The organism is Streptomyces sp. NPDC005866, from assembly GCF_040629895.1.
Classification (GTDB): Bacteria; Actinomycetota; Actinomycetes; order Streptomycetales; family Streptomycetaceae; genus Streptomyces.
The window spans coordinates 90,127-105,261 of the sequence record NZ_JBEXWP010000019.1 but is presented as its reverse complement, the minus strand read 5'-3'; the positions used below and the strand labels follow the sequence as shown (position 1 = coordinate 105,261).

Genomic DNA, 15,135 nt, shown 5'->3' with positions numbered 1-15,135 from the left:
CATCCGAGGGGTGACTGCGCGAAGCGAATCGGTAACGGAACTGCTGCCGATGGTGTTCGCCGCCCCCGGCGAGGCCCTGGCGCGCGCGGAGCGGGTCCTCCAGTCCGATCCGCCCCCGCTGGACGCGTCCATCGCCCACCAGGTCATCGGCATCTGGCAGCGGGACTTCGGCGATCTCGGCGTCGCCCTCGACCATCTGCGGCGCGCCCGGGACTGCGCGGCACGCGCGGACTCCCCGGAGCGCGAGGCGGACGTCCTCGCCACCCTGGGGGTCGCCCTGGTGCACGCGGGGCGCACCCGGCAGGGGCTGGCCGCCTTCGAGCGCGGGGTCGCCCTGGGCAGCGGTCACAACCGGGCCCAGGTGCTGTACCGGCGGGCGTACGTCTGGTGGGTGCTGGGCCGGCACCGGGAGGCCCTGGAGGACGTACGGCGGGCGATACCGGTGCTGCGGCAGGCCGATGACGTCATCTGGACGGCCCGGGCGTTGACGCTGCGGGCCACGGTGCATCTGGCCCTTGGCGCGGTGGACCGGGCGGACGCGGACTTCACGGCGGCAGAGCGGCTGTGGGAGACGACGGGCCAGGAGCACGACAAGGCGGACGCGGTGGAGAGCCGGGGCCTGGCCGCGTTCCGGTCGGGCGACATCCCGGCGGCGCTGCGGCTGTTGGCGGAGGCCGAGGAGCGGTACGCCGAGCTGGGCACGCCGACGTTCATGCTGTACATCCGGCGCTGCGAGGTGCTGATGGCGGCCGGTCTCGCCCCCGAGGCGCTGGCCGAGGCCGATGCGGCGATCGCGGCTCTGGACCGGCTGGGCGGGCAGTCCACCCGGAAGGCCGAGTTGCTGCTGGCCGCCGCCCGGGCCGCGCGTTCGGCGGGGGACGCGCAGACCGCCATCGCCCGCGCGGCCGTCGCCGTACGGCTGTTCGCGGGGCAGCGGCGGACCTGGTGGGAGACGCATGCGCGGCTGGTGCTGATCGAAGCGCGGGTGGCGTGCGGTGCCGCCTCGGGGCGGCTGGTGCAGGACACGGCGGCGGTCGCCGAGAAGCTGGCGTCGTTCGGGGCGCCGGCCGCGCCGGAGGCCTCGCTGCTCGCCGGGCGGATCGCCCTGGCGCTGGGCTGGACGGCGGACGCGGAACGGCATCTCGCGGTGGCCGCGCGCAGCCGACACGGCGGACCGCCGCTGGCCCGGATGACCGGCTGGGCGGCGCAGGCGCTGCGCGCCCGGGCGGCCGGTTCACGGCGGGGCGTCCTGGAGGCCTGCCGGCGCGGCCTTGACGTCCTCGACGACCACCGGATGACGCTGGGCGCCTCGGAGTTGCGGGCCCGGGCCACCGCGCAGGGCGCGGAGCTGGCCGCGCTGGCCCAGCAGGCGAGCCTCGCGCACGGCGGCCCGCGCCGTCTGCTGGAGTGGAGCGAACGCTGGCGGGCCACGGTCCTCTCCACTCCCCCGACCCGGCCACCCGCCGACCCGGCCCTGCTGACCTCGCTCACCGCGTTCCGTGAGATCGCCTCCCGCGCGGAGGACGCCCGCAGGCAGGGCCGCCCCGTGCTCGCCCTGGAGCGCGAACAGCGCCGTCTGGAACGGGAGATCCGCTCCCGCACCCACCACATCCGCGGCAGCGCCCCCGGCGGGGGCGACCGCTTCGACCCGGGCCGGCTCCTTGACCGGCTCGGTGACGCCCGCCTGGCCGAACTCGCCGTCCTGGAGGGGCGGGTGCACATCCTGCTGTGCGGACAGGGCCGCGTACGGCGCTTCGAGGGCGGCCTGCTGGCGGAGGCGGTCGCCGAGGCCGAGCACGTCCAGGCGGGGCTGCGGCGGCTCGCGCATCCGGGGGCCGAGGGCCGGCTCGCGGTGGTCGAGGCCGCCGGGCGACGGCTGGAGGAGCTGCTGCTTGGCGCGGCGGCGGACCATCTCGGCTCGGGACCGGTGGTGATCGTGCCGCCGGGGGCGCTGCACCGGGTGCCCTGGGCCCTCCTGCCCTCCCTGCGGGAGCGGGTGCTCAGCGTGTCGCCGTCGGCGGGGAGCTGGCTGCGGGCCCGGGAGACCGAGCCGCCGCCGGACGGCCGCCATGTGCTGGTCCGCGGGCCGGGCCTGGCTACCGGGGGCGCGGAGGTGCCCGAGGTGGCGGGCCGGTACGCGACGGCGCGGGTCCTTGAGTACGACGACGCCCAAGTGCCCCGCGTGCTCGACGAGTTGGACGGGGCGGCGCTGGCGCACATCGCGGCGCACGGCACCTTCCGCGCGGACAGTCCGCTCTTCTCCTCGCTGCGTATGGCCGACGGCCCGCTGATCGTCCACGACTTCGAACGCCTCGCCCGCAGCCCCTACCGGATCATCCTCTCCAGCTGCGACACCGCCCGCCTCGCCTCGGTCGGCGCCGACGAACTCCTGGGCCTGGTCACCGCGTTGCTGCCGCTGGGCACGGCCGGAGTGGTGGCGAGCAGCGCGCCCGTCAACGACGCGGCCGTGGTGCCGCTGATGCTTGCCCTGCACAAGGGCCTGGGCGCCGGCCTGTCGCTGGCGGAGGCGCTGCGGGACGCCAGGGCCGCCCTGCCGGGCGACGCGGTCCACCAGGCGACGGGGTGGGCGTTCGCGGCCTTCGGGGCGGCCTGAGCATCCGCGACCGGACAGGCCCTAGGCCGACCGCTGGTCCGGCTGTTCCGCCAGCCACGGCAGTGCCGCCCGGTCGCTCGCGCCGAGGCGGGTGTAGGCGCTGTAGAGGTGGTTGCCCACCGTCCGGACGGACAGGGTCAGCCGCTCGGCGATCTGGCGGTTGCTGAGGCCGGCCGCGGCGAGTGTGACGATCTGCCGCTGCCGGGCGGTGAGTTCACCGAGGACCAGGGCGGACAAGGCCGGAGTACGGGCGCCCTGGCAGCGGCGGGCGAGGGCGACGGCGCGGGTACGGGACATCCGGGCGGCGCGCGGGTCCCGGTGCGCGCGGACGGCCTGGGCGTGGGCCTCCGCCGCGAACAGCAGCAGACCGCGCTCCGTCAGCGCCTCGGCGGCCCGGTCGAGGGCGGGTCCGTCACCGCGGGCGAGTGCCTCAGCGTGCCGTGCGAGCACGCCGTCCAGCCGTCCCACGACCCCCTCGGGCTCTCCGAGCCGTACGGCTCCGTAGTGCGCGAGACCCCCGTCCTGGCGCACTACGGAGCCTTCCCCCCGCTCAGCGGCGGCGCGGGCGAGTTCGGTACGGCAGGAGGCGTCGCCCGGCGCCGCCCGCAGTCCCTCCCTCGCCCACGCCGCCGCCTCTCGCAGCTCCCCCCGAAGCCGCGAGTACCGGGCACGCACGGCCGCGTACCCGGCTGGTACGGGCAGGCCTGCCGCCGCCAGCCATTCCCCCACCGGGGCCGCCACCTCCCGTACGTTCAACTGGTCGATGCACGTCGCGAGTTGCTCTTCCTCTTCCTTCAGGGCGGGCTCGCACTGGGCGGGTGTGCGGGCCAGCCGGCGGGCCCGCAGCCGGCCCGTGCGGGCGCGCAGCGCGGGTCCGTGCAGCGGGTGGGCGAGGCGGACCGCGCCGCGGTCGTCGACATGGATCAGACCGTCCGTCTCCAGCCGTTCGAGGATCCCGAGGTCGAGGCCGTCGTCGAGGTGCGGCGGCAGGGGCTCGGCGAAGGCGAGGCGTTCGAGGGTGTCGCGCTCACCGGGGCCCGGCCGGTCCAGGAGGGGCGCGATCCGCTCCCGTACGGTCGCGGTGAGCGGCAGCGGGCCACGCCAGGCCCACTCGCCGGTGTCCGGAACCGGGGTCAGCGCACCGGACTCGCGCAGCGCGCCGAGCAGATCCCGCAGCAGCCGCAGATCACCCCGGCACACCTGGTGCAGCCGGCGCACGGTGAGCGGCTCCAGGCCGCCGCCGGCGAGCAGCTGGGCCGTCTCGTCGTACGGCAGCGGCTCCAGGGCGAGATGGGTGAGGAGTTCCCCGGTCCACAGCCGGGAGACCGCGCCGGGCAGGGGTGCCGGGTCGGCGGCGGCCACCACGAGCCGGGTGCGGCCGTGCACGGCGAGCTGGTGGACGAGGGCGGCCGAGGCCTCGTCGAGGAGGTGGGCGTCGTCGACGACGAGGAGCCGTACACCGGACAGGTGCTGGACCGCGCCGGGCAGCGAGAGCCGGCCGGGGAGCAGGTGCGCGAACGCCGCGAACGAGAGGCTGCTGGTCTCGGGGGTACCGGTCACGTGGACGCCGTCGGTGCCCCGCACGGCCTCCTTGATCAGCCGGGTCTTGCCGCCGCCGGCCGGTCCGGTCACCACGACACCCTGCCGGCCGGCGCCCAACGACCCCCTGACGAGCTCCAGTTCGTCCTCCCGGCCGGTGAACGGCCAGGGCAGCACGGGGGTTCTCGCGCCCTGTTCGTAACTCGTCACATGAGTATGAGTCGCATTACTCAGCTCTGATACAGGGGGACTTGAGTAGCTCCCGACTCAGGCGCCCAGCCGGGTGAAACGGCAGTCTGGGCGCATGACCCGACGCTACTGCTCGCTTCCGCAGCAGCCGGTCCCGGCGTTCGCTCCGGGGCTGGCCGCCGAGCGGTTGAGCGCGCTGATCGGCGGGCGGCGGATGTGGGTCAACGGAACTGCCCTGCACTACTACTTCTTCGACGCCGACAGCGACGCCTCGGTGATCCCCGTCCCGGGGACCGGGGAGACCCGCCGGGTGCCGTGGGCCGGCGGCAAGGAGCAGCGGGACGTGGTGCGCGAGTGCTTCCAGGAGTGGCGGGACCTCGGCATCGGGGTGACGTTCGCCGAGGTCTCAGACCGGTGCGAGGCCGAGCTGCGGATCGGCTTCCAGCTGGGCGACGGCTCCTGGTCGGCGGTCGGCCGGGACGCGCTGTCGGTGGGCGCCAACGAGCGCACCATGAACCTCGGCTGGGACCTGACCGAGCCCGTCGGGCGCTGGACGGCCCTGCACGAGATCGGGCACGCGCTCGGGATGCGGCACGAGCACCAGAGCCCGTTCGCCGGTGTCCACTGGGACGACGAGGCGGTCTACACCGATCTCGCCGGCCCGCCGAACCACTGGAGCCGGGACAAGACGGACTTCAACATCCTGCGCAAGCTGGACCCGGCCGAGGCCAACGGCTCGGTGTGGGACCCGCAGTCCGTGATGCAGTACCCCTTCGGCCCGGGGCTGATCCTGGAGCCGGAGCAGTACCACAACGGTCTGTATCCGCAGGGCTCGCTGTCGCCGGCCGACAAGGAGTTCGTGCTCCGCTGGTATCCGCCCGCCGACGCCCCGGCCACGCTGCTGCCGTTCCGCTCGGCGCCGCTCGGCCTCGGGCCGGGCGAGCAGGCCGACTTCGCCGTGGAGCCACCGGAGACCCGCGTGTACCGCGTGGGCACCTTCGGGGAGAGCGACTCCGTCGTCGTGATCTTCGAGGAGCGCGACGGGGAACCGCGCTATCTCGCCGGCCACGACGACGGGGGCACCCCGCACAACACCGGGATCAGGGTCCGGCTCGTCAAGGGCCGCCGCTACTACGTCCGCGTACGTCTCCATTCCACGTGGGGGTCGGGGGAGACTGCGGTCATGTGCTGGTGACGCCGGCACACGGCCGCGACGCGGAGGTCGGACGACAGTCCGGCACCGGGGGAAGCGGTCGGGGCACGTAACCTTCGGGGGAGGGATACGTGCCTCGACCCAACCCGTGGCCCGTCAGGACGCCACGCGCTCGCTCCGCTTCTCGTCCGGATGCGCGAGGCCGAGGTGGTCGCGCAGGGTGGGGCCTTCGTAGTCGGTGCGGAAGACGCCCTGTTCCTGGAGCAGCGGGACGACCTTGTCGGCGAAGACGTCCAGGCCGCCCGGGGTGATGTGCGGGACGAGGATGAACCCGTCGCCGGCGTCCGCCTGGACGTACTCGTTGATGGTGCGGGCGACGGTGGCCGGGGTGCCGATGAAGTTCTGCCGGTTGCCGGTCTCGATGACCAGGTCGCGGATCGACCAGTCGTGGGCGGCGGCCAGCTCCCGCCACTCCCGGGCGATGGCGAGCGGGTCACGGTACATCCGCACCTGCGCCCGGCCACGCGAGATGTGCTCCGAACTGACGTCCGGGTCGATCTCGGGCAGCGGGCCCTCCGGGTCGTACGACGACAGGTCCCGGTTCCAGACGAACTCCAGGTGCTTGATGGCCGTGGCCCCGCTGACCTGCTGCCGGCGCACCTCGCGGGCGAGCTCTGCCGCGTCTTCGTCGGTGTCGCCGAGGACGAAGCTGGCGGCGGGCAGGATCAGCAGCTGGTCTGGGCGGCGGCCGTACTTGGCGAGACGGGACTTCACGTCCGTGTAGAAGGCCTGGCCGCCTTCGAGGGTGGCGTACCGGCTGAAGATCGCGTCGGCACCGGCGGCAGCGAACTCGCGGCCCTCGTCGGAGTCGCCGGCCTGGAAGATCACCGGGCGGCCCTGCGGGGAGCGCGGCACGTTGAACTGCCCGTGGATGTCGAACTGCGGGCCCTGGTGGACGAAGGAGCCGGCCCTGGCGTCGCGCAGGAAGGTGCCGGTGGCCTGGTCGGCGAGTATCTCGTCGCCGTGCCAGGAGTCGAGGAGCTCGTGCGCGGTGGCGAGGAACTCCTTGGCGCGGGAGTAGCGCTCGTCCTGCGGCAGGAAGCCGCCGCGCCGGAAGTTCTCGCCGGTGAAGGCGTCCCAGGAGGTGACCACGTTCCAGGCGGCCCGGCCTGCGGAGAGGTGGTCGAGGCTGGCGAACTGGCGGGCCACCTCGTAGGGCTCGTTGAACGTGGAATTGATGGTGCCGGTCAGTCCGAGACGGTCGGTGACGGCGGCGAGCGCCGCCAGCACCGTGAAGGTGTCGGGGCGGCCGACGACGTCCAGGTCGTAGATTTCTCCGCCCTGTTCGCGCAGCCGCAGCCCCTCGGCGAGGAACAGGAAGTCGAACTTGGCGCGCTCGGCGGTCTTCGCGAAGTGCACGAAGGAGCTGAACTCGATGTGGCTGCCGGCCGCCGGGTCGCTCCACACGGTGGTGTTGTTGACGCCCGGGAAGTGCGCGGCCAGATGGATCTGCTTCAGCGGCTTGCTCATGTCGTACGGTCCTTCCGGCTCAGGCGGCGGCGTAGCGGTTGGCGGGGCGGGCGAGCCCGAGCAGTCCGCGCAGGGTGCCGGCCTCGTAGGCGGTCCGGAAGCGGCCGCGGCGCTGCAGCTCGGGCACCAGGCCCTCGGTGATCCGCGGCAGGTCGTGGCCGAGGACGGCGGGCCGCAGCCGGAAACCGGTCAGCCCCTCCCCCGCGAACTCCTCGAGGAGATCGGCGAGCCGGTCGGCCGTACCGGCGAAGATCCGGGCGTCGCTGGTGTACGGCTCGCCCGCGAGCTCGTCCAGCCGCTCACGGCGTGCCACCGCCCGGTCCTCGGTGTCGTCGAGGAAGACCACCAGGTCACCGAAGACGTGCAGCGGCTCGGCGGACCGGCCGGCCGCCGCCTGCTCGGCGCGGATCTCGGCGACGATCGCGCGGGCCTGGCCGTTGTCGTGGGGGGTGACATAGCCGACGTCGGCCTGGCGGGCCACCAGCCGGTAGGGGACGGTGCCGTGGGCGAGGGCGGTGACCGGCGGCTGGCCCTGTGGCGGGCGCGGGGTGATGGAGGGGCCCTTCACACTGAAGTGGCGGCCCTCGAAGTCGATGTAGTGCAGCTTGTCGCGGTCGATGAAGCGCCCGGTGGCCGCGTCGCGGATCTCGGCGTCGTCCTCCCAGCTGTCCCAGAGGCGGCGCACGACCTCGACGTAGTCGGCGGCCTCGTCGAAGAGTTCGGTCACGACCGGGTTCTCGAAGTGATCGACGGGCGGGATCGTACGGCGGCCGAAGTGGGCGGCCTCGCTCGGCCGGGCGGTGATCTGCACCCGCAGTCCGGCGCGGCCGGTACTGACGTAGTCCAGGGTGGCGATGGCCTTGGAGATGTGGAACGGCTCGGTATGAGTTGCCACCGCCGTCGGCACCAGACCTATGTGGTGGGTGAGGGGCGCGATCCGGGAGGCGATGAGCACGGCGTCGAGACGGCCGCGCACCTGGTCTGTACGCTCGTCCGGCTCCAGGAGGCGGGAGGACTGCGGGCCGAGGCCGTCCTCGATGGTGACGAAGTCGAGCAGACCGCGCTCGGCCTCGGCGACCAGAGCGGCCCAGTATCCGGCGGTGAGCAGCTCACGGGGACGGGCGACCGGCTCCCGCCAGGAGGCGGGGTGCCAGCCGGTGCCGTCGAGGGCGACGGCGAGATGCAGGGGGGAAAGGGGTGCTGAGGACACGAGGGTGCCTTCCTGGAGATCCGTACGAGGGCGCACGCCACTGGGAAGCGTGTGCGGCTTCAGCGAAAACGGGTCAGGAGCAACAGAGCGCGCCGGCCACGCGCTGGAGGTCGATGTGGGGCCGGGAGTGGAGATGCACGGCGTGGCATATCCGCGTCACTGCCGTCACCTCCCCCTTCAGGGCGCCCTGCGGCGGCGCCTCACACACCTCGTCAACCGTCACAACGCCCCGGCCTTCGGGGATGTTCCCGGGCTGCGTACCAGCAGGGAGCGGGTGCGCAGGCGCTCGGTGAAGCCGATCGACTCGTACAGCCGGATCGCGGTCGCGTTGCAGGGCGCCGCGTGCAGGAACGGGATGTCACCGCGCTCCCGGATGCCGGCGGCGACCGCGCGTACCAGCCGGGTGGCCAGGCCCCGGCCGCGGTGCCCGGGGTCGGTGCAGACGGCGCTGATCTCCGTCCAGCCGGGCAGCCGCAGCCGCTCCCCCGCCATGGCGATCAGCCGGCTCCGGTGCCGGATGCCGAGATAGGCGCCCATCTCGACGGTCCGCTCGCGGAACGGGCCGGGCCCGGTGCGGCCCACCAGGCCCAGCATCGCGGGTACGTCGTCCGGGCCCAGCCGAACCGCCTCCGGATCCGGCTCGGCCCGCAGTGCGGTGTCGACGAACTGGACGCCCGGTCCGCCGCCGACCACCTCCCAGCCGGGCGGCGCCGCGTCGGCGGGCTTGATCCGTACGGTGGTTCCGGGGCCGACGAGCGTGTGCAGGTCGGCCCAGGCGTCCGGGTCGGCGGGGTCGGCCAGGGCGGCGTAGGCGTAGATGTCGTCGGGGTAGCGGGCGGCCCGGCCGACGCGTTCGGCGAGGTGGGCGTGCGGGCCGGCGAGGGCGGACCAGACGGCGTTGTCGAGGACGTCCTGATGTGCTGCGACGGTCATGACGGCGATCTCTTCTGACGCTCGATCAGGAGTTGTCCAGCGGCAACCCGGCCGGGTTGACCTGGGACTTGGCGACGGCCTCGTTGGAGAGGTTGTAGGCGGTCAGCCACTTGGCGTACTGCCCGTTCTCGATCAGGAAGTTGATCGCGTCGGCGAGCGGTTTGGCGAGGCCGCTGTCCTTCTTCGCGGTGGCCGCGATCAGGCCCTGAAGGGTCTCGCCTGCGCCGGAGAAGGTGCCGGCGTTACGGACCGCCCGGGGCGTGTTCGCGGTCTGTGTGACCTGATAGGCGATGCTGGGGTTGGGCCCGAAGTAGGCGTCGATCTTGCCGCTCGCCAGGGCCAGGTAGACGCTGTTGTTGTCCTGGAAGTACTTGACCGTGAGCTGCTTTCCCTCCTTGGCGAGCTTGGCCTTCCACTCCAGGAGGATCTTCTCCTGGTTGGTGCCGGCGCCGACGGAGACGGTCTTGCCGGCGAGTTTCTCGTAGTCGCCGTCGAAGTTCCAGGCGTTCTTCTCCGGCACCACGAAGGCGAGGTTGTCCTGCCGGTAGGAGGCGAACTCGTACTTCTTCTTGCGCTCCTCGGTGTCGGTGACGTTGGAGAAGGCCACGTCGACCTTGCCGCTGTCGATGCCGACGAACAGGTTCTCCCAGGTGAGGTTCTTCACCTCGGGGGTGAGGCCGAGGACCGCCGCCACCAGCCGGCCGAAGTCGGGCTCGATGCCGGTGAGGGTCTTCTGGTCGCTGCCCACGAACTGCAGCGGCGGCGATCCCGCGGGCAGCGCGCCGACGCCGATCTCCAGTTTGCCGCTCTTGCGGATCGCGGCGGGCAGTTCGGCGCTGATGGACTTGACCTCGGACACCTTGAGGGTGGTCTGCTTCGCGGCACCGTTGGCGGACCGGCCGATGACGACCTCACCGTTCGTGGCGCTGCCTGTCGTGGTGGCGGCGTCGCTGTCGCCCCCGCAGGCGGCGAGCCCGGTGGCGAGGGTCGCGACGGCGGTCGCCGTGGTGAGGCCGCGGATCAGGCTGCGTCGGGAGAGGAGCGTGGGCATGGCTGTCCTTCGAGTTTCAGTGGAATTTCAGTCAAAGGTGAGTGGTTCACAGGACCTTGCGCAGGAAGTCCCGGGTCCGTTCGTGCCGCGGATTGTCGAGGATCTCGGCGGGCGGTCCCTGTTCGACGATCTTTCCGGCGTCGATGAAGACGATCCGGTCGGCGACCTCACGGGCGAAGCCGATCTCGTGGGTGACGATCACGAGGGTGGTGCCGCTGGACGCCAGGTCCTCGATGACGGCGAGCACTTCGCCGACCAGTTCGGGATCGAGCGCGGAGGTCGGCTCGTCGAAGAGGATGATGCCAGGGCGCAGCGCGAGGGCACGGGCGATGGCGACGCGCTGCTGCTGGCCGCCCGACAGCTGCCGTGGGTAGGCGCCGACGCGCTCGCCGAGGCCGACGCGTTCGAGGAGTTCCTTGGCCAGCCGCTGCGCCTCGGGCCTGGTCAGCTTTCCGGTGGCGACGGGGGCGGCCGCGACATTGTCGAGGACCGTCAGGTGCGGGAAGAGGTTGAAGTTCTGGAAGACGAAGCCGATCCGGCTGCGCTGGGCCAGGATGGCGCGTTCGCTCAGCTCCTTGAGCCCGTCGCCATGGCGTTTGACCCCGATCAACTCTCCGCCGACGCTGACGTGGCCGGACTCGGGCTTCTCCAGGTGGTTGACGACCCGGAGCAGCGTGGACTTGCCGGAGCCGGACGGGCCGAGGACGACGGTGACCTCGCCGGGGCGGACCGTCAGGTCGATGCCGTCGAGGACGCGGTGGGCGCCGTATGACTTGTGGAGGTCGTGGATCTCCAGGGCGGCCGGGGCGGTGTCCGAGGCGATGTCCGGTGCGGTGGTCATACGGCGGCCTCCCGGCGTGCCCGTTCCCGCAGGCCGGCCAGGCCGGTGCGGAGTCTCTGGAGGGGGGTCGGCGGCAGCGTGCGGGTGGCGCCGCGGGCGAAGTACCGCTCGACGTAGTACTGGACGACGGAGACGGCGCTGGTCAGGATCAGGTACCAGACGGTGGCGACGAGCAGCAGGGGCACGATGTCGCCGGGGTAGGTGCTGCCCATGGACTGCACCGAGCCGAAGAGGTCGAGCAGCGAGACGTAGAACACCAGGGACGTGCTCTTGATCAGGCCGATGAGCTGGTTGACGTAGTTCGGGACGATGGAGCGCAGGGCCTGCGGGAAGACGATCCGGGTGAACTGGTAGCCCCTGGGCAGGCCGAGCGCGGCGGCCGCCTCGTGCTGGCCCTGGTCGACGGAGAGGATGCCGCCGCGCACCACCTCGGCCGCGTAGGCCGCCTCGTTGAGGCTGAGTCCGACCACGGCGATCACCGTGTCGGTGGCCAGCTTCGACTCGTCGAAGGTGACGAAGGACGGGCCGAAGGGCACGCCCAGGCTCAGCGTCTTGTACAGGGCGGAGAAGTTGTAGAGGAAGATCAGCAGGACGATGAGCGGCACCGAGCGGAACAGCCAGGTGTAGGTCCAGCTCACCGCCCGCAGCACAGGGCTGCCGGAGAGCCGGGCGAGGGCCAGCACGATGCCGCCGAGCAGGCCAAGCACGGCGCTGAGCACGGTGACTTCGAGGGTGATGACAAGCCCGTCGAGGATGGTGGGGCGCAGGAACCAGTAGCGGAAGCGGTCCCACTGGTAGAAGGGGTTGGTGGCCAGTCCGTGTACGAACTGCGCGACGAGCACCAGGACGACGCCGGTGGCGATCCACCTGCCGGGGCGGCGCAGTGGCTGAACTCGCTGGTTTTCAAGGGATTTTGACGCGCTGTCAGTGGGTGGCGGCGCCTCGGCTAGGGACAGGGCGCCTGGGGGTTCACTCATGGCGGGCTCCGGCGGAGTCGGACACCCCGGGTCACACGGCCGGGGCCGCGGCAGCGCGCCGCCTTCGGGCACGGCACGGGTGCGCGGGGGCGCGCGGGACACGGGGATGGGCGGACGTCGTCACACCGGGGCGACCGGTGTTCCGTCGAGGACGCTGGGATGCGAGGCTGTGGGAGCCGCGCTGCGGGCGAGGCGAAAAGGCCTGGTCAGACCCGGCAGCAGGCACAGCCCGGTGCGCTACACGCGCTACACAGGGCGCTGTTGACACGGAGCAGGTCGACGGCTCGGTCGGCGACGAGCGGGCTCGGATACGGCTGTACGCAGCCCTGGGTGCGGCCCTCGGCCGCCCTGGCAGCTGCGTACATGTCCGTCACCTGTCGCTGTTGTGGCGGCCCTGAGGGGGCCTCGCGCTTACCGAACGTCGTCATCCGGTCGGGTCGTCACCTGGGGCACCCCACCGCGATGCGAGGGTTGCCGGTCAGCAAGCCAGGGCTCGATGCTGACGCTCTTGACCGTTCTGTGCCGCAAGTAAGTCAGTTGCCCGAACGGATGTCAACGCCTGTCCGGTTGGTGGAACGGTTCGGGCCGCTGTCACCTGCGGGAGGCGTCCGCCGCATGGCCGGCCCAGTCCAGGATCTGGACGGCCGCGCCGGCGGCTTCCAGGCCCTGGCAACGGCCGTGGTGGCGGCGGGCGATGCCGTCGAGGTCGAGGTGGGCTCCGAAGGCCGGGTGCGCGGCCAGCCGTCGGGCATAGGCCCACAGCACCGGGTGGCCGGCGATGCGGTGCACGGCGGAGGCGTCCAGGTGGGTCCGGTGCACGGTGTCCAGCTGCACCAGGGCGACCCACAACTCGACGTCGGCCGCGGTGAGTCGGTCGCCGACCAGGAACTCCACCCCGGTCAGCCGGCGCTCCAGTTCGCCCAGGGTGGCGAGCAGCGTTTCCAGCGCCTCCGGGTCACCGCCCGCGCTGCCGGCGCGCTGCGCGGCCCGTTCGAGGCCCTCCGCGCACAGCCGCTCGACCTCCTCGATCCCGGTCTCGGCACCGCACGGGTACAGCCTGGCGACACCGTCGCCGAAGTGCCGGTCCAGGTCGCGCAGGATGTCCCGGCTGTGGGTGCTGACGATACGGCCGGACCAGTCGTCGCTGAGCACGGGCGCGAGAGCCGGCCCCGAGTAGTGGTGGGCGCTCGCCTCGTACAGCGGGCGCAGCGCGGCGTGGCTGCCGTCGGGACAGTCCGGGACGGCGGGCAGGAAGGTGACCGGACAACAGTCGTCCAGGGCCAGGAGGCTGTGGCCGACGGCGATGCGGAGGCCGTCGGGACAGGCGGTGGCGAGGTGGAGCCGGTAGCGGCGCGGCACGGCGTAGTGGCCGCTGCGCGCGTCCCGGCCGATGCGCCCCCGGAAGGCGGGAGCGGTGCGGGCGGACGGGAGGGCGGCGAGCGGAGTGATGGACATGCGTCTCCCCGGGTACGGGCGCGCGGACGTACGCGCGGCGGAAGCGTTGGTCGGTGGGTGGGCGCTCGGCACATGCGGCCGACGGCGGGCGCTCGGCACGCGGCCGGCGGCGGGCGCTCAGCTCGTGCGGCTGATGGCGCTGCACACGCGCAGCAGATCGATGTGCCGGCGGGAGGTGAGCAGCGGGACGGGGCAGGGCTTACGGCTCCCTCGGCGCTGTCTGCCGGTGACCGTGCGCAGGCGACCCATCTTTCCCTACCTTTTCACTAGGATTCCCAACTGGAGTGTCGATCGGCCTCCGCCTGACGTCAAGGGGGCGTCCACGCCTGGGACACCCGGCCCCGGCTTGCCGCCGGGCGGAAGGGGCTGTCCGCTGGAGTCGCAGGCCGAGTGACAGGAGCCGGACGCGATGAGCGAGCCCCCGGGGCCCGGGCCCCTGCCCGGCGCCGTACCCGAGACCTTCGCGTTCGTCTGCGGGCGGTGCGGCGAGGTCTGGGAGGCGACCTTCCAGGTGGTGTTCTTCACCGACCCGATCGCCGACCCGGACCTGCAGAGCACCCAGGAGTACGTCGACGAGGCCGGCCGGGCCGTGCGGTCGCCGCTGGCCGACGCGGTGTGCCCGCGCTGCGGCAGCCGGAGGGTGCGGATCACGGCTCCCGGATCATGACGCTCACCCGAATGGCGCGCGCGGGTGGTCGGCGACCGTGCCGGATGGTGGCGTAAGGGGACGTACCGCCGTTGTCCGCGGGGTGACGCAGCACCGCTGCCCGCGGAGTGACGTACCGCGTTCCCGAGGAGGCAGTCGCGATGATCCGTCCGTCCCGACCCGTGCGTGTTCTCGCCTCGGCCCTGGCGGCGGGGACCCTGCTCGCCACGGCGGCCTGTACGGACGAGAGCGGCGACCCCGAAGCCGTGTCCATCTCACCGGCCGCCGAGCGCTCCCCCGCGTCCCCGACGGCGACGCCCGCCCTCACCGGGGCGGGCGCACAGGCCGCGCTGATCACGGCGGCCGACATCGAGGACAACTGGGAGCCGGCCACCGACGCGGCGACCTGGCGCAACACCATGCTGGTCGGCAAGGTCGACGTGGCCGAATTCCTCACCGCCAAGTCCCATGCCGCCGACTGCCAGCGCCTCCTCGACGGCCTCTACTCCGCCAGCCTCCTCGGCCGCGCCACCGGCGCCTCCGGGCTGCGCGGGTTCACCGCGGACGACTCCCGGCTGCTGTACCAGGTCGGGGACTACGGCTCGGCCAGCCTGGACGCCACGCTGGCCTGGGTGAAGAGCGTGCCCCAGAAGTGCAACCATTTCACGGCCACCGGCAAGGACGGCAGCAAGCGAACCGTGCAGGTCGTGTCGGCGCAGGTGCCGAAGGCAGGCGACGCGCGCGAGGCCCTGACGGTGACCGTCAAGGGCACCGCCGAGGGCCAGCCCGCCACCTGCACCCTGGACGTGGCGGTCGTGCGCATCGGCGCCTCCGGGGCGGCGGTCACCAACGGCGGCCTTGCCGGCGTCGACCACGACAGCACCTGGCTGGCCGTGCGGCACGGCGCCCAGCGCCTCAAGGAGGTCCTGGCCGGCAAGACCCCGGCACCGCTGCCGAGCCAGTTCGACTGAAGCGGGTACCGCTCAGTGGGGCGCCC

General features: G+C 72.8%; 14 protein-coding genes and 1 riboswitch. Of the genes, 4 read left to right on the top strand and 10 right to left on the bottom strand.

Going from position 1 to position 15,135, the window contains the following annotated elements:
• The first annotated feature begins 10 nt into the window (after nucleotides 1–10).
• A complete protein-coding gene (locus ABZ396_RS26415; protein ID WP_359186095.1) occupies nucleotides 11–2,614 on the top strand; it encodes a CHAT domain-containing tetratricopeptide repeat protein in 2,604 nt (867 codons plus the stop codon).
• 21 nt (nucleotides 2,615–2,635) lie between these two features.
• On the opposite strand, the gene ABZ396_RS26410 is transcribed toward ABZ396_RS26415, so the two are convergent.
• Nucleotides 2,636–4,363, bottom strand: a complete 1,728-nt coding sequence (locus ABZ396_RS26410) for a LuxR C-terminal-related transcriptional regulator (RefSeq protein ID WP_359186092.1) — start codon at nucleotides 4,361–4,363, stop codon at nucleotides 2,636–2,638.
• 94 nt (nucleotides 4,364–4,457) lie between these two features.
• Between ABZ396_RS26410 and ABZ396_RS26405 the strand changes: the two genes are divergently transcribed.
• Nucleotides 4,458–5,537 carry a M12 family metallopeptidase gene (locus ABZ396_RS26405; RefSeq protein ID WP_358924335.1) on the top strand — a complete coding sequence of 360 codons (1,080 nt, stop codon included), beginning with the start codon at nucleotides 4,458–4,460 and terminating at the stop codon, nucleotides 5,535–5,537.
• Nucleotides 5,538–5,651: 114 nt separating this feature from the next.
• On the opposite strand, the gene ABZ396_RS26400 is transcribed toward ABZ396_RS26405, so the two are convergent.
• From ABZ396_RS26400 to ABZ396_RS26360, 9 genes are all read right to left on the bottom strand, one after another.
• Nucleotides 5,652–7,025, bottom strand: a complete 1,374-nt coding sequence (locus ABZ396_RS26400; protein WP_358924337.1) for an NtaA/DmoA family FMN-dependent monooxygenase — start codon at nucleotides 7,023–7,025, stop codon at nucleotides 5,652–5,654.
• Between the two features lie 19 nt (nucleotides 7,026–7,044).
• Nucleotides 7,045–8,235, bottom strand: coding sequence for an LLM class flavin-dependent oxidoreductase (locus ABZ396_RS26395; protein WP_358924339.1), 1,191 nt, complete (start codon nucleotides 8,233–8,235; stop codon nucleotides 7,045–7,047).
• Nucleotides 8,236–8,308: 73 nt separating this feature from the next.
• Nucleotides 8,309–8,374, bottom strand: a complete 66-nt coding sequence (locus ABZ396_RS26390) for a putative leader peptide (protein ID WP_313663591.1) — start codon at nucleotides 8,372–8,374, stop codon at nucleotides 8,309–8,311.
• 80 nt (nucleotides 8,375–8,454) lie between these two features.
• Nucleotides 8,455–9,168 (bottom strand): GNAT family N-acetyltransferase, encoded by a 714-nt coding sequence (locus ABZ396_RS26385; protein WP_358924343.1) that lies wholly within the window; start codon nucleotides 9,166–9,168, stop codon nucleotides 8,455–8,457.
• A gap of 25 nt (nucleotides 9,169–9,193) precedes the next feature.
• Nucleotides 9,194–10,219: an ABC transporter substrate-binding protein gene (locus ABZ396_RS26380; RefSeq protein ID WP_358924345.1), complete on the bottom strand. Its 1,026-nt coding sequence runs from the start codon at nucleotides 10,217–10,219 to the stop codon at nucleotides 9,194–9,196.
• Nucleotides 10,220–10,265: 46 nt separating this feature from the next.
• Complete coding sequence (locus ABZ396_RS26375; protein WP_358924347.1) at nucleotides 10,266–11,060, bottom strand: amino acid ABC transporter ATP-binding protein; 795 nt, start codon at nucleotides 11,058–11,060, stop codon at nucleotides 10,266–10,268.
• Nucleotides 11,057–12,037, bottom strand: coding sequence for an amino acid ABC transporter permease (locus tag ABZ396_RS26370; RefSeq protein WP_358924348.1), 981 nt, complete (start codon nucleotides 12,035–12,037; stop codon nucleotides 11,057–11,059). Before ABZ396_RS26370 ends, ABZ396_RS26375 begins: the two co-directional genes overlap by 4 nt.
• A gap of 402 nt (nucleotides 12,038–12,439) precedes the next feature.
• Nucleotides 12,440–12,551, bottom strand: a riboswitch (SAM riboswitch).
• 77 nt (nucleotides 12,552–12,628) lie between these two features.
• Nucleotides 12,629–13,492 (bottom strand): glutathione S-transferase C-terminal domain-containing protein, encoded by an 864-nt coding sequence (locus ABZ396_RS26365; RefSeq protein ID WP_358924352.1) that lies wholly within the window; start codon nucleotides 13,490–13,492, stop codon nucleotides 12,629–12,631.
• A gap of 117 nt (nucleotides 13,493–13,609) precedes the next feature.
• Nucleotides 13,610–13,741: a putative leader peptide gene (locus ABZ396_RS26360; protein WP_358924354.1), complete on the bottom strand. Its 132-nt coding sequence runs from the start codon at nucleotides 13,739–13,741 to the stop codon at nucleotides 13,610–13,612.
• Nucleotides 13,742–13,901: 160 nt separating this feature from the next.
• On the opposite strand from ABZ396_RS26360, the gene ABZ396_RS26355 reads away from it, so the two are divergent.
• Both ABZ396_RS26355 and ABZ396_RS26350 read left to right on the top strand, forming a co-directional pair.
• Complete coding sequence (locus ABZ396_RS26355; protein ID WP_358924355.1) at nucleotides 13,902–14,159, top strand: hypothetical protein; 258 nt, start codon at nucleotides 13,902–13,904, stop codon at nucleotides 14,157–14,159.
• Nucleotides 14,160–14,299: 140 nt separating this feature from the next.
• Nucleotides 14,300–15,109 carry a hypothetical protein gene (locus ABZ396_RS26350; RefSeq protein ID WP_358924357.1) on the top strand — a complete coding sequence of 270 codons (810 nt, stop codon included), beginning with the start codon at nucleotides 14,300–14,302 and terminating at the stop codon, nucleotides 15,107–15,109.
• The last annotated feature ends 26 nt before the right edge of the window (nucleotides 15,110–15,135 follow it).

Bases quoted from the DNA above. Each gene is read 5' to 3' on its own strand.
- ABZ396_RS26405 (WP_358924335.1), top strand. From the start codon at position 4,458: ATGACCCGACGCTACTGCTCGCTTCCGCAGCAGCCGGTCCCGGCGTTC.
- ABZ396_RS26400 (WP_358924337.1), bottom strand. From the start codon at position 7,025: ATGAGCAAGCCGCTGAAGCAGATCCATCTGGCCGCGCACTTCCCGGGC.
- ABZ396_RS26385 (WP_358924343.1), bottom strand. From the start codon at position 9,168: ATGACCGTCGCAGCACATCAGGACGTCCTCGACAACGCCGTCTGGTCC.
- ABZ396_RS26380 (WP_358924345.1), bottom strand. From the start codon at position 10,219: ATGCCCACGCTCCTCTCCCGACGCAGCCTGATCCGCGGCCTCACCACG.
- ABZ396_RS26375 (WP_358924347.1), bottom strand. From the start codon at position 11,060: ATGACCACCGCACCGGACATCGCCTCGGACACCGCCCCGGCCGCCCTG.
- ABZ396_RS26370 (WP_358924348.1), bottom strand. From the start codon at position 12,037: ATGAGTGAACCCCCAGGCGCCCTGTCCCTAGCCGAGGCGCCGCCACCC.
- ABZ396_RS26365 (WP_358924352.1), bottom strand. From the start codon at position 13,492: ATGTCCATCACTCCGCTCGCCGCCCTCCCGTCCGCCCGCACCGCTCCC.
- ABZ396_RS26360 (WP_358924354.1), bottom strand. From the start codon at position 13,741: ATGGGTCGCCTGCGCACGGTCACCGGCAGACAGCGCCGAGGGAGCCGT.
- ABZ396_RS26355 (WP_358924355.1), top strand. From the start codon at position 13,902: ATGAGCGAGCCCCCGGGGCCCGGGCCCCTGCCCGGCGCCGTACCCGAG.
- ABZ396_RS26350 (WP_358924357.1), top strand. From the start codon at position 14,300: ATGATCCGTCCGTCCCGACCCGTGCGTGTTCTCGCCTCGGCCCTGGCG.